Source organism: Bradyrhizobium sp. Pha-3 (assembly GCF_042258615.1).
Taxonomy (GTDB): Bacteria; Pseudomonadota; Alphaproteobacteria; order Rhizobiales; family Xanthobacteraceae; genus Bradyrhizobium.
This window is the reverse complement of record NZ_CP170152.1, coordinates 4,679,822-4,692,148: the sequence shown is the minus strand read 5'-3', so window position 1 is coordinate 4,692,148 and position 12,327 is coordinate 4,679,822. Positions and strand designations below refer to the sequence as shown.

Here is a 12,327-nt window from a genome sequence, read left to right as displayed (position 1 = left end):
CGGGAAAAAGCCTATTGATTTGGAATGGAATAGGTCGCCGTGACATGGGCGATCGGATCCGGAGAGGTGCCGGACAGCAGGTTCACCTCGCCGACCGCAAGCCGCTTGCCGAGCTTGAGCAGTCTGGCGACCGCGAGCACGTCCTGGCCCGGCTGGCCCTTGCGCAGGAAGTTGATGTTAAGATTGGTGGTGACGGCCAGGCCGATCGGCCCGATCGCCGACAGCAGCACCACATACATCGCGAAATCCGCCAGCCCCATCAGGGTCGGTCCGGACACCGTGCCGCCCGGCCGCAGCATGCGCTCGCTGAAGCGCTGGCGCAGCAGGGCCGTCTCGCCATCGGCGCTTTCGATCCTGATGTCGTCGTGGGTGAATGCCTGCGGAAATTCCTTGCGCAGGAACTCCTCCAGATCAGCCACGCTCATTTTCGCAATCGCCATGCGGTCCCTGCCCTCGCTTCAGCCTGCCTGTTACATTAAGTTGTCATAGAGACCAAAGTGGAATTTCACCATGTCCGCCCAAGCCGCCCGCGCGGAAGCGCCGAAACATCAGCCGATCCTGCTGCGCGAGACCGTCGGCAGTATCGCGTTACTGACGCTCAATCGCCCCGCGGCGCGCAACAGCCTCTCCGAGGGCCTGATCGGCGAGTTGCACGCTGCGCTGAACGATATCGGCACTGACAAGAGCATCCGTGCAGTCGTGCTCGCCGCCAACGGCCCGGCGTTCTGCGCCGGCCACGACCTCAAGGAGCTTACCGCGCGCCGCACCGACGCCGACCGCGGCCGCGCCTATTTCGCGCAGATCATGAACGCCTGCAGCGCTATGATGCAGGCAATCGTGCACCTGCCGAAGCCGGTGGTCGCGTCCGTGCAGGGCATCGCGACCGCAGCCGGCTGCCAGCTCGTCGCGAGCTGCGACCTCGCGGTCGCCTCCGAAGCCGCGGCGTTTGCGACGCCGGGCGTCGACATCGGGCTGTTCTGCTCGACGCCAATGGTGGCGCTATCGCGCAACGTGCCGCGCAAGCAGGCGATGGAGATGCTATTGACCGGCGAACCAGTCTCGGCGGCAACGGCGCAGAGCATCGGCCTCGTCAACCGCGTGGCGCCGGCCGGCACCGAACGCGACGCCGCGATCGCGCTGGCCGAGAAAGTCGCGCTGAAATCGGCCTACACCGTCAAGCTTGGCAAGGAGGCTTTCTATCGCCAGGCCGAGATGAGCCTTGCTGAGGCCTATCGCTTCGCGGCCGAGGTGATGACCGAAAACATGATGGCGCGCGACGCCGAGGAAGGCATCGGCGCCTTCATCGAGAAGCGCGAGCCGAAGTGGCAGGACAAATAACCTTCGTCATTGCGAGCGGAGCGAAGCAATCCACCACTCCATGCGACGATAGAATGGATTGCTTCGTCGCTACGCTTCTCGCAATGACGTCATCGGACAATTGATCAGAATGAATCACGACGCCTACGACGACAACTACATCCGCAGCATCCTGAACAACGTGAAATCGATCGCGATGGTCGGTGCCTCGCCGGTCAATGTGCGGCCGAGCTATTTCGCGTTCAAGTATCTGGCGCAGCGCGGCTACGACATGATCCCGGTCAACCCCGGCCATGTCGGCAAGGCGCTGATGGGCAAGCCGTTCGTCGCATCGCTGGCGGACATCGATCGCCCGATCGACATGATCGACATCTTCCGCAATTCGAGCCACATCATGCCGGTGGTCGAGGAGGCGCTGAAATTGTCGCCGCTGCCGAAGGTGATCTGGATGCAACTCGGCGCACGCGACGACGCAGCCGCCGAGAAGGCGGAGGGCGCAGGCCTCAAGGTGGTGATGAACCGCTGCCCGAAGATCGAGTACGGCCGGCTATCGTCGGAGATCTCCTGGATGGGCGTCAACTCGCGCACGCTGAGTTCCAAGCGCGCGCCGATCCCGACCCAGGGCATGCGGCTGTCGCTCAACCGCACGAGCTTTGGCGGCGGCCAGACTGCGGCATCCGACCGCGCGGCAAAAAACAAGACCGAGACGACCTGACATCGCAGCGGAATAATCGCTCCGATCATCCGGTATAGCCCGGGATGCCCCTCCCAAAACCGGCGGCGTGCCCAACTCGCTTGACGGCGGACGCCGCCGCCATCAGCATGCCGCGCGTTTCGACCAGGCCACAACAGGACACAAAGAATGACCGATCGCCTTCCGGGATTTTCCACCCTCGCCGTGCACGCCGGCGCACAGCCTGATCCCACCACCGGCGCGCGGGCGACGCCGATCTACCAGACCACGTCATTCGTCTTCAACGACGCCGACCACGCGGCTTCGCTGTTCGGCCTGCAGGCCTTCGGCAATATCTATACCCGCATCGGCAACCCGACCAACGCGGTGCTCGAGGAACGCGTCGCGGCGCTCGAGGGCGGCACGGCGGCCCTTGCGGTTGCCTCCGGCCACGCCGCGCAGCTCGTGGTGTTGCAACAACTGCTCCGGCCCGGCGACGAAATCATCGCCGCGCGAAAACTCTATGGCGGCTCGATCAACCAGTTTACCCACGCCTTCAAGGCGTTCGGCTGGAACGTGGCCTGGGCCGATCCCGACGAGATCGAAAGCTTCGAGCGCGCGGTGACGCCGCACACCAAAGCGATCTTCATCGAGTCGATCGCCAACCCCGCCGGCAGCATCACCGACATCGAGGCGATCGCAGCCGTCGCACGCAAGGCCGGCGTGCCGCTGATCGTCGACAACACGCTGGCCTCGCCCTATCTGATCAAGCCGATCGACCATGGCGCTGATATCGTCGTGCACTCCCTGACCAAGTTCCTCGGCGGCCACGGCAACTCGCTCGGCGGCATCATCGTCGACGCCGGCACCTTCGACTGGTCGAAGGACAACAAATATCCGATGCTGAGCGAGCCCCGCCCGGAATATCACGGCATCCGGATCCAGGAGACCTTTGGCAATTTCGCCTTCGCGATCGCCTGCCGCGTGCTCGGCTTGCGCGACCTCGGCCCCGCGCTGTCGCCGTTCAACGCCTTCATGATCCTGACCGGCATCGAGACGCTGCCGCTACGCATGCAGAAGCACTGCGACAATGCCAAGGCGGTGGCGGAATTCCTCTCCACCCACCCGGCCGTGTCGGCCGTGAACTACGCCGGCCTGCCCGGCGACAGGTACAACGCCCTGCAGCGCAAATACGCGCCGAAGGGCGCCGGCGCGGTGTTCACCTTCAGCCTCAAGGGCGGGTACGACGCCGGCGTCAATCTGGTGTCGAATCTGAGGCTGTTCTCGCACCTCGCCAATGTCGGCGACACCCGCTCGCTGGTGATCCACCCGGCCTCCACCACGCATAGCCAGCTCGACGACGCCGCCAAGGTGAAATCGGGCGCCGCGCCCGAGGTGGTGCGGCTGTCGATCGGCATCGAGGACAAGGAAGACCTGATCGCGGACCTCGACCAGGCCCTGCTGGCCTGATCCCGCCATTGTTCCGGAGCGGTGCGCCCGCATCGCTCCGGCAATCTTGCCCGAAGCCACCATCTCGTTAACGCTTAATACCGACGGGTCTCTCGTTAACGTTCAATCGGGCATAAAGTGGCAGTGATAGGCTCCGGATGATTCGGGAGACCATTGATGCTGCGCTGGATATTGCCGCTCGCGATCGCGCTGTTTGCGATTTCGCCTGCTGACGCCGCCGACGGCCCTGTCGTCACCAAACGCGCCACCGTCAAGGCAGCGCGCCAGCTGCCGGCGGGCCTGCCGCGCCGGCACTACGCCTACCGCACCACCATCACGTCACCGACCTATGTGCGGCGCGGACGCCAGCTCGTGGTCGTCGAGCCCACGGTGATCCCGCTCAACTCAGAGCCGTACATCCCGTACATGCAGGGTGAACCGCTGCTGCCTGGATCGTCGTCATTGCCCGGCTATTACGGTAACTGGCACTCCTACAATTATTACGGCCCCTATTACGGCGGCGCCTATGTGACCTACTGGGACCGCCTGCCCTACGCCTGCGGCGTCTACGGCTACTGCTAGCCCGGGACGCGCGCGTGGCCAGATCGCCGCAGAAGAAAACCAGCGCACCGGCTTCGGGCAATGCGGTCACCGCCGACCTCGTCGCGGTGCTGGTCGCCGTCACCGACGGCACGCCGAAGATCATGACCATCGCCGGCGGCTCTGCGCTGCCGAGCGGCCCGTTCGAGTTCACCCACCGCTCGCTGCAGACCGCGCTGCGCGCCTGGGTCGAGGCGCAGACCGGCCATCCGCTCGGCTATGTCGAGCAGCTTTACACCTTTGCCGACCGCGGCCGGTCCGGCGACGCCAGGTCGCCGCACAGCGTCTCGATCAGCTATCTCGGCCTGACCCGCGAGGATCAGGTCGGCGAAGGCTTTGAGGCACATTGGTCAGGCTGGTACGACTATTTCCCGTGGGAGGATCATCGCGCCGGCACGCCGGTCTGCCTTGCGAAGATGATCGCGCCGAAGCTGAAGACATGGGCGAAGGCGGCACCTTCACCCACGCTGCAGCGCGAGCGCTGGCAGCGCTGCGCGATCACCTTCGGTCTCGATGACCGCGACTGGAACGAAGAACTCGTGTTGCAGCGCTACGAGCTGCTCTACGAGGCCTTGCTGATCCCGGAAGCCGGGCGCGCGCATGACCGCGAGGCGCCGGTCGTGCCGGGCAAGCCGATGACGGCGGATCATCGCCGCATCCTCGCCACCGGGATCGCGCGGCTGCGCGCCAAGATCAAATACCGTCCGGTGGTATTCGAATTGATGCCGACCGAGTTCACCCTGCTGCAACTGCAACGCAGTGTTGAGGCACTCGCAGGCCGGCTGGTCCACAAGCAGAACTTCCGCCGGCTCATCGAGCAGCAGGAACTCGTTGAAGAGACTGGCGCAATGGCCGCCGATACCGTCGGACGGCCGGCCAAGCTGTTCCGCTTCCGCCATGCCGTCTTGGCCGAACGGGCCGTCGCCGGCACCAAGCTTCCGCTTTCGCGCACTTGACACGCCTTATGCTCAGGATAAGTATAAGCCATCTTATGCTCAAGGAGAGTATAAATGGTTGCACTCGATACCGATCTGCTCACCCGCACCGCGCCGCTCTATGAGCGCGTCAAGCGCGTCATCCCGCCGTTCGAATGGGCCACGTTCGCCGAGGATGTCGATGCGATCCTCACGCTGAAACGCCGCCGCAACGCGGTGGTGCTGGCGCACAACTACCAGACGCCGGAGATCTTCCACGGCGTCGCCGATATCGTTGGCGACAGCCTCCTGCTCGCGCGTGAGGCGACCAAGGTCGACGCCGATGTCATCGTGCTCGCGGGTGTGCACTTCATGGCCGAGACGGCGAAGCTGCTCAATCCGGCCAAGACGGTGTTGATCCCCGACCTCAAGGCCGGATGCTCGCTGGCGGATTCCATCACGGCGCAGGACGTGCAGCTGATGCGCGCGCGCTATCCGGATGCGCCCGTCGTTGCCTATGTCAACACCTCGACCGCGGTGAAGGCGGAGTCCGACATCTGCTGCACGTCGGGCAATGCGCTCAGGATCGTGGAATCGCTCGGCGCCGAGCGGGTCATCATGCTGCCGGATGAATATCTGGCGCAGAACATCGCCAAGCAGACCAGCAAGAAGATCATTGCCTGGAAGGGCCATTGCGAGGTGCACGAGCTGTTCACCGCCGATGACGTGCGTCAGCTGCGTGAAAATTACCCTGATGTCACCATCCTGGCGCATCCGGAATGCCCGCCCGAGGTTGTCGCCGAAGCGGACTATTCGGGATCGACCGCTGCGATGCAGTCGTTCGTCGAGACCAAACGTCCGCCGCGCGTCGTGCTGCTGACGGAATGCTCGATGAGCGACAACATCGCGGCCCGCAATCCCGATGTCGACTTCGTCCGGCCCTGCAATCTCTGTCCGCACATGAAGCGGATCACGCTGAAGAACATCCGCCACGCGCTGGAGACCAATCAGCACGAGGTCACGATCGATCCTGCGATCGCCGATCGCGCGCGCAAGAGCGTCGAAAGGATGCTGGCGATATGAGTATTGATATCTCCGATCTCAACGGCCGCCCCGTCATCATCGGCGGCGGCGCCGCGGGGCTGATGACCGCGCTGCAACTCGCGCCCGAGCCGGTCGTGCTGCTGTCGAAATCGCCGCTCGGCGCCGAAGCCTCCAGCATGTGGGCACAAGGTGGTCTCGCTGCGCCGGTCGGCGCGGATGATACCCCTGCCCTCCATCTCGCCGATACGCTCGCGGCCGGCGCCGGCCTCTGTGATGCGGCCGCAGCATCCCGAATCGTCCATGCCGCGCCGGCCGCCGTGGAGCATCTGGCCGAGCTTGGCGTCGCCTTCGACCGGCGCGCCGACGGCAGCTGGCGTCTCGGGCTCGAGGCCGCGCACGGCCGCAACCGCATCGTGCACGCCACCGGCGACGGCACCGGCCGCGAGATCATGCGCGCGCTGATATCCGCGGTCCGTCAGACGCCATCGATCACGCTGCTAGAGGGGGTCGAGGCGCGGCGGCTGCTGGTCGAGGACAATGCGGTCAGGGGCGTGCTCGCAGCCAGCGACCGCGGCGTGCTGACGATCGCGACCAACCGCGTCGTGATCGCAACCGGCGGCATCGGCGGGCTGTTTTCGGACAGCACCAACCCGGGCGGATGTTTCGGCCAGGGGCTCGCGCTCGCGGCCCATGCCGGCGCAAAACTGTCGGACATCGAATTCGTGCAGTTTCATCCGACCGCCTTCGATGGGCCGTCACGGCCGACGCCGCTGTTGACCGAGGCGATCCGCGGCGACGGCGCGATCCTGATCGACGAGACCGGGCAGCGCTTCATGGCCGATCAGCCGGGCGCCGAGCTTGCGCCACGCGACATCGTCGCGCGCGCCGTCTGGCGCCATCGCGCCGCGGGACACCGCACCTTCCTCGATGCGCGCAAGCATCCGGGCGCGGACTTCGCGCAGCGCTATCCCGTGATCAGCGCGTTCTGCAAGATGGCGGGCCTCGATCCCGCCACGGATCCGATCCCGATCCGACCTGCGGTTCACTACCACATGGGCGGCATCGCGGTTGACGGCCATGGCCGTAGCACGGTGCAGGGCCTGTGGGCCTGCGGCGAGGCGGCGCGAACCGGCTTGCACGGCGCCAACCGGCTCGCCAGCAATTCGCTGATGGAAGCGATCGTCTGCGCGCGCTGGGTCGCCGAAAGCATCGAAGGCGTCAGCGCAGGTCCGCGCGCGATGCTGAGCGACGACACGATGCCGCCCGCCGCCGATCCTTCCGCCGTGCGTCCGATCCTCACCCAGGGGCTCGGCGTGCTGCGCGACCGCGACGGGATCGCGCGCGCGATCCGCGGCCTCTATCCGCTCGCGCGCGGCCAGAGCGCGGCATCCGACGCAGCATTGGTCGGATTGATGATCGCGGTTGCCGCGATCAGGCGCGAGGAAAGCCGCGGCGGTCATTTCCGCACTGATTTTCCGCACACCGCTTTGTCGGCAGCGCCGTCTTCCCTCACCCTTGCCGAGGCGCTCGTCGCCGCGCACGACATCGTTGAATCCAATCTACCAGCCAGGAGTGCCCGCTGATGACCCTCAATCCCCTGTTGCCGCTGCTGTATGAGCCGATCGTGCAAACCGCCCTGCGCGAGGATCTCGGCCGCGCCGGCGATATCACGGCGGACGCCATCGTGCCGGCCAGCCAGCAGGCCCGGTTGGTGATGCGGGCGCGGCAGCCCGGCGTGATCGCCGGGCTCGACATCGCGCGGTCAGCCTTTCAGACGGTGTCGCCGGCGATCGAGCTGCGCGCCGAGCGGCCCGACGGCAGCGCGGTCGAACCCGACCAGGTCATCGCGATCATCGACGGCCCGGCGCGTAGCCTGCTCACCGCGGAACGCACCGCGCTCAACTTCCTCTGCCATCTGAGCGGTGTCGCGACCGCGACCGCCACGCTCGTCAAGGCCGTCGCAGGCACGCGCGCGCAGATCGTCTGCACCCGCAAGACGACGCCCGGACTGCGCGCGCTGGAGAAATACGCGGTGCGGGCCGGCGGCGGCGGCAATCACCGCTTCGGTCTCGACGATGCCGTGCTGATCAAGGACAACCACATCGCGCTCGCTGGCGGTGTCCGTCCTGCGATCGAGCGCGCCAAGGCCAATACCGGCCATCTCGTCAAGATCGAGGTTGAGGTCGACACGCTGGCGCAGCTTGAAGAGGTGCTGGCGCTCGGCGTCGACGCGGTCCTGCTCGACAACATGACGACGGAGCAGCTCAGTCAGGCCGTGGCGATGGCGCGCGGCAAGGCGCTCACCGAAGCCTCCGGCCGCATCACGGCTGCGACCGCCGCGGCGATTGCCGCCACAGGCGTCGATTTGATCTCGGTCGGCTGGGTGACTCACAGCTCGGCCGCGCTCGATATCGGGCTCGATTATCTGTCCTGATGGCTTAGAGCGACTGGCCGACCGGAACGAGGGTCGGCTGGTCCCGTTCGGTCCGGCGCGCAGCGAAGCGCTCGGCTTGCAGGACCGCGAGCGTCAGCACCACGATCGCAACCGCCTGGTGCGTCAGCGCCAGATCGATCGGCACCTGATGCAGCAGCGTCAGGATGCCGAGCGTCGCCTGCAGCGTGATTGCCGCAACCAGCCACCAGGCACCCGCGATGACGGCACCGCCGGCGCGCGCGCGCACGGCATCGATCGCATGCGCAATCGCCAGCACGAACAGCAAATAGGCGGTCATGCGATGCTCGAACTGCACCGTCAGCGTGTTGTCGAACAGATTGCGCCACCACGGCGTCTCGAACCACAGCCGGTCAGCCGACGGGATCAAGCCGCCGTCGATCTCGGGCCAGGTGTTGTAGACCCGGCCGGCGCGCAGGCCCGCGACCAGCGCGCCGAAATAGAGCTGCACGAAGGTGAGCACGAGCAGCACGGCGCTTGTGATCTTCAGCCTGACCGGCGCGATCACGGACGGGCGGTCCGTCAACCGCCGCAGCGTCCAGACGATCGCCGCGAAGATCAGAAGCGCCAGCACCAGATGCGTCGCCAGCCGATATTGCGACACCTCGACGCGCTCCGAGAGGCCGGACGCCACCATCCACCAGCCGACGCCGCCCTGCAGCGCGCCGAGGCCGAAGATCACCCATAGACGCCGGCCGAGTTCGCCGCTCACCGCGCCGCGCCACAGGAAGTACAGGAACGGCAGCAGATAGGCGGCGCCGATCACCCGGCCGAGCAGCCGGTGGCTCCACTCCCACCAGAAGATCGTCTTGAATTGCGCGAGCGTCATCCCGGCGTTGAGCTCGCGATATTGCGGGATGGCCTTGTAGCCCTCGAAGGCCTTCGTCCATTGCGCCTCGGTCAGCGGCGGCAGCGCGCCGGTCACCGGCTTCCATTCGACAATCGACAGGCCGGATTCGGTGAGCCGCGTGGCGCCGCCGACCAGCACCATCAGCGCGATCAGGGCGGCGACCGCCAGCAGCCAGACCCTGACGGCGCGAAGCTGCGATGGATTTGCGGAAATACCGGCCATTTCGCTCTGACTTGATTGGATTTTCGCGCCCCTTATAGTCCGGCCCGCCCGCGGCGCAAGCGCCGCCCGGAGCCTTGTTCCGATCAATTCGGAACGAGGCTCCGGAATCTTGTTTTGACGCGTTTTCTTTACGCGAACCGGTGTCCACTTCGCTCGAAAACGCTCTGGATCACGAGTCATACATATCCGCCATGGCCATACGCACCCGCAAACTGCTCGGAACCATCTTCCTGCTGATCCTGGTCGTGGTGTGGTCGCTGCTCGGCATGACGGTGGCCCAGACGCCGTGGCTCGCCAATTCGGGGCTGCTGCAGGCGATCTTCTACGTCGTCGCGGGGCTCGGCTGGGTGCTGCCGGCGATGCCGATCGTCTCCTGGATGTCGCGGCCTGATCGCGCCTAAATCGCGCCCTCGTCGCGCCCGTGCCGGGTCGGCCGCACCGGTGCGAACATCACGCCCGAGAGCAGCACGCGCATCATCCGCAGCGACCGCACGCGGCCATCCCATGCGATGCGCGGCAATGCGTAGAGGTTGGTGCGTCCTTTCGCCTCGACGACCCCTGATATGGTCGACACCGCGCTGGCAAAGCCGGCCTCCTCGGCCATCACGACATGCGGACGGCGGAACGCGTCACGGTCCCCGAAGGGGAATGCGAAATGCATGATCGGCCGGCGCAGCGCACTCTCGGCGACCGCTTTTCCCATCGCGATCTCGCGCTGCGCATCGGCATCCCTGAGGCTCGACAGGGCGGAATAGTTCACCGTAGCGCTGCCGAAGGTCACGTCCGGATCAGCCGCAAGCTTCGCCAGATCCTGCCAGTCGAGCGACGCGCCACGTGACAATTGCGCCGCATCGGCCGAATAACGCCGGCCGAGATCATTCACCGCATAGGACAGATCACGCGGCGACAGCTTGCGCAGCCAGCCGGACAGGAAATCGAACAGCTCGTATTTGTCCGACAGGCTCGAGACCACGAAGTGCCGTTCCCTGCCATCGATCATCAGGCTGATGCGGCTCTCGCGCGCGATGATGTCCTCAAGCACCAGCCACCACGCCGTTCCCACGCCATCCGGGAAGGCTGTCGGCAAATAGAGGGTAAAGGGGACGCCGTGCCTTTTGAGCACGGGGTGGCCATGCGCGACGAAGTCCTTGCTGGCGCCATCGAAGGTCAGGCAGGCAAAGCGGCGGCGCTCCGGCATGGTCACCGCACGGCGGCAGGCTTCGTCGATCCCGACGATGTCGTACTTCCAGCGCTTCAGTGCGCGGATGGTACGATCGAGGAAGGCCGGCGTGATCTCCTGCGACCTCAACGGCTGGAACCGGGCCCGGCGTGCGGGACGGACGCGCGCGAAGCGCAGGATCACGCCGGCGCCCCCGGCCTCGCGTTCCCGCAACCTGAAGGCGCCGCTAAAATAGGCGAGCTCCATCCGGGCCCGCCGCAAAATCCTGTTGTCCGGCACCAAGATCCCCGCCTCTGCCCGGCGGTTCCCACACACCGCCGCGGCATTGTTATTACTCTTTGTTGACATTTGCCTGCGAAGGTCGGCCCCGGTCGAGACCTGTAAATTAATACCTTAAAAAATTTAGGTTCCGAGATGATCATGGCGGCGGCAGTTGAAGGCCAGACGGCGGGGACGCGACCATGGCCGAACGCAATCCGCGTCGCCGGCGTCGACATCTTTCATGACCTCACTGCGGCCGAGACGACCTGGCGCAGTCTCGAGACACAGCAACACAGCTACACACCCTATCAGCGCTTCGATTTCCTCGCCAACTGGCAACGTCAGGTCGGCGAACGCGAGGGCCTGCGGCCCTTCATCGTCGTCGCGCATGACAGCGAACGCCGTCCGCTGCTGCTATTGCCGCTCGCCGTCGAGCAGCGCCTCGGCGCGAACTGCGCGAGCTTCATGGGCGGCAAGCATGCGACCTTCAATATGGCGCTGTACGACAAGGACTTCGCCGCCAACGCAACCGAGGCCGACATCACGGCCCTGACCCGATCGATCGCCGAGCGGTCTCGCGTCGACGCGCTCGTGCTGTGTCAGCAGCCGGTGCGCTGGCAGGACCAGCCCAATCCGCTGGCGTTGCTGCCACACCAGGCTGCGGTGAACGACTGCCCGCTGCTGGTGATCGAGCCCGGCGCGGCACCCGCGGCACTGATCAGCAATTCGTTCCGCCGCCGCCTCAAGGGCAAGGAGCGCAAGCTGCAGGCGCTGCCCGGCTACCGCTACCATGTCGCGAGCGACAGCGCCGACGTCTGCCGCCTGCTCGACTGGTTCTTCCGCGTCAAGCCGCAACGTATGGCCGAGCAGAAATTGCCCGACGTTTTCGCCGAGCCGGGTGTCGAGCAGTTCATCCGCAGCGCCTGCCTTGCGCCGCGCGCCGACGGCAAGGGTTATGCAATCGACATCCACGCGCTGGAGTGCGACGAGGAAGTGATCGCGATCTACGCCGGCGTCTCCGACGGTCATCGGTTCTCGATGATGTTCAACACCTACACGATGTCGGCCAATTCCAAGTTCAGCCCCGGCCTGATCCTGATGCGCGACATCATCGATCGCCATGCCGGCCTGAACTACCGCGCCTTCGACCTCGGCATCGGCTCGGACGAGTACAAGCGGCTGTTCTGCAAGGACGACGAAGCGATCGTCGACAGCTTCATTCCGCTGAGCCTGCGCGGCAAGCCCGCGGCCGGCGCGCTGGCGGCCATCAGCCGCGCCAAGCGCGCCGTGAAGCAAAATCCGGCGCTGTTCGAGATCGCGCAGAACCTGCGCAGCATGTTCCGCTGAGAACGCCCACGGGCGACA

The 12,327-nt window shown here is 65.7% G+C and carries 13 protein-coding genes; 10 read left to right on the top strand and 3 right to left on the bottom strand.

The features are described 5' to 3' along the window. Nucleotides 1–11: 11 nt before the first annotated feature. Complete coding sequence (locus tag ACE10Z_RS22330; protein WP_173642586.1) at nt 12–440, bottom strand: PaaI family thioesterase; 429 nt, start codon at nt 438–440, stop codon at nt 12–14. A gap of 70 nt (nt 441–510) precedes the next feature. On the opposite strand from ACE10Z_RS22330, the gene ACE10Z_RS22325 reads away from it, so the two are divergent. The 8 genes from ACE10Z_RS22325 (at nt 511) to nadC (ending at nt 8,431) form a co-directional block, all read left to right on the top strand. After that, nucleotides 511–1,338 carry an enoyl-CoA hydratase gene (locus tag ACE10Z_RS22325; RefSeq protein ID WP_375782692.1) on the top strand — a complete coding sequence of 276 codons (828 nt, stop codon included), beginning with the start codon at nt 511–513 and terminating at the stop codon, nt 1,336–1,338. A 109-nt stretch (nt 1,339–1,447) separates the two neighbouring features. Further along, a complete protein-coding gene (locus ACE10Z_RS22320) occupies nt 1,448–2,032 on the top strand; it encodes a CoA-binding protein (protein WP_375782691.1) in 585 nt (194 codons plus the stop codon). 147 nt (nt 2,033–2,179) lie between these two features. Beyond that, complete coding sequence (locus ACE10Z_RS22315; protein WP_375782690.1) at nt 2,180–3,460, top strand: O-acetylhomoserine aminocarboxypropyltransferase; 1,281 nt, start codon at nt 2,180–2,182, stop codon at nt 3,458–3,460. A 156-nt stretch (nt 3,461–3,616) separates the two neighbouring features. Next, nucleotides 3,617–4,021, top strand: a complete 405-nt coding sequence (locus tag ACE10Z_RS22310) for a hypothetical protein (RefSeq protein ID WP_375782689.1) — start codon at nt 3,617–3,619, stop codon at nt 4,019–4,021. Between the two features lie 14 nt (nt 4,022–4,035). After that, nucleotides 4,036–4,995, top strand: a complete 960-nt coding sequence (locus ACE10Z_RS22305) for a hypothetical protein (RefSeq protein WP_375782688.1) — start codon at nt 4,036–4,038, stop codon at nt 4,993–4,995. Between the two features lie 54 nt (nt 4,996–5,049). Then, a complete protein-coding gene (gene nadA / locus ACE10Z_RS22300; RefSeq protein ID WP_375782687.1) occupies nt 5,050–6,036 on the top strand; it encodes a quinolinate synthase NadA in 987 nt (328 codons plus the stop codon). After that, on the top strand, nt 6,033–7,580 hold the full coding sequence (locus ACE10Z_RS22295) for an L-aspartate oxidase (RefSeq protein ID WP_375782686.1): 1,548 nt from the start codon (nt 6,033–6,035) through the stop codon (nt 7,578–7,580). The genes nadA and ACE10Z_RS22295 overlap by 4 nt, the downstream gene beginning before the upstream one ends. Then, entirely contained in the window at nt 7,580–8,431 is an 852-nt protein-coding gene (gene nadC / locus ACE10Z_RS22290; RefSeq protein ID WP_375782685.1) for a carboxylating nicotinate-nucleotide diphosphorylase, read from the top strand. Before ACE10Z_RS22295 ends, nadC begins: the two co-directional genes overlap by 1 nt. 4 nt (nt 8,432–8,435) lie before the next feature. Here nadC and ACE10Z_RS22285 read toward each other — a convergent pair whose 3' ends face one another. Then, nucleotides 8,436–9,521, bottom strand: a complete 1,086-nt coding sequence (locus tag ACE10Z_RS22285) for a COX15/CtaA family protein (protein WP_375782684.1) — start codon at nt 9,519–9,521, stop codon at nt 8,436–8,438. Nucleotides 9,522–9,712: 191 nt separating this feature from the next. Between ACE10Z_RS22285 and ACE10Z_RS22280 the strand changes: the two genes are divergently transcribed. Further along, nucleotides 9,713–9,922 carry a DUF2842 domain-containing protein gene (locus tag ACE10Z_RS22280; protein WP_076857838.1) on the top strand — a complete coding sequence of 70 codons (210 nt, stop codon included), beginning with the start codon at nt 9,713–9,715 and terminating at the stop codon, nt 9,920–9,922. Here ACE10Z_RS22280 and ACE10Z_RS22275 read toward each other — a convergent pair. Beyond that, nucleotides 9,919–10,947, bottom strand: a complete 1,029-nt coding sequence (locus ACE10Z_RS22275) for a polysaccharide deacetylase (RefSeq protein WP_375789899.1) — start codon at nt 10,945–10,947, stop codon at nt 9,919–9,921. The genes ACE10Z_RS22280 and ACE10Z_RS22275 overlap by 4 nt on opposite strands. A 168-nt stretch (nt 10,948–11,115) precedes the next feature. Between ACE10Z_RS22275 and ACE10Z_RS22270 the strand changes: the two genes are divergently transcribed. After that, nucleotides 11,116–12,309: a GNAT family N-acetyltransferase gene (locus ACE10Z_RS22270; protein ID WP_375782683.1), complete on the top strand. Its 1,194-nt coding sequence runs from the start codon at nt 11,116–11,118 to the stop codon at nt 12,307–12,309. Nucleotides 12,310–12,327 lie beyond the last annotated feature (18 nt).

What these genes read in the sequence shown, in the direction of transcription:
- ACE10Z_RS22330 (WP_173642586.1), bottom strand. Translation starts at nt 440, where the DNA reads ATGGCGATTGCGAAAATGAGCGTGGCTGATCTGGAGGAGTTCCTGCGC.
- ACE10Z_RS22325 (WP_375782692.1), top strand. Translation starts at nt 511, where the DNA reads ATGTCCGCCCAAGCCGCCCGCGCGGAAGCGCCGAAACATCAGCCGATC.
- ACE10Z_RS22320 (WP_375782691.1), top strand. Translation starts at nt 1,448, where the DNA reads ATGAATCACGACGCCTACGACGACAACTACATCCGCAGCATCCTGAAC.
- ACE10Z_RS22315 (WP_375782690.1), top strand. Translation starts at nt 2,180, where the DNA reads ATGACCGATCGCCTTCCGGGATTTTCCACCCTCGCCGTGCACGCCGGC.
- ACE10Z_RS22310 (WP_375782689.1), top strand. Translation starts at nt 3,617, where the DNA reads ATGCTGCGCTGGATATTGCCGCTCGCGATCGCGCTGTTTGCGATTTCG.
- nadA (WP_375782687.1), top strand. Translation starts at nt 5,050, where the DNA reads ATGGTTGCACTCGATACCGATCTGCTCACCCGCACCGCGCCGCTCTAT.
- ACE10Z_RS22295 (WP_375782686.1), top strand. Translation starts at nt 6,033, where the DNA reads ATGAGTATTGATATCTCCGATCTCAACGGCCGCCCCGTCATCATCGGC.
- nadC (WP_375782685.1), top strand. Translation starts at nt 7,580, where the DNA reads ATGACCCTCAATCCCCTGTTGCCGCTGCTGTATGAGCCGATCGTGCAA.
- ACE10Z_RS22285 (WP_375782684.1), bottom strand. Translation starts at nt 9,521, where the DNA reads ATGGCCGGTATTTCCGCAAATCCATCGCAGCTTCGCGCCGTCAGGGTC.
- ACE10Z_RS22280 (WP_076857838.1), top strand. Translation starts at nt 9,713, where the DNA reads ATGGCCATACGCACCCGCAAACTGCTCGGAACCATCTTCCTGCTGATC.
- ACE10Z_RS22275 (WP_375789899.1), bottom strand. Translation starts at nt 10,947, where the DNA reads ATGGAGCTCGCCTATTTTAGCGGCGCCTTCAGGTTGCGGGAACGCGAG.
- ACE10Z_RS22270 (WP_375782683.1), top strand. Translation starts at nt 11,116, where the DNA reads ATGATCATGGCGGCGGCAGTTGAAGGCCAGACGGCGGGGACGCGACCA.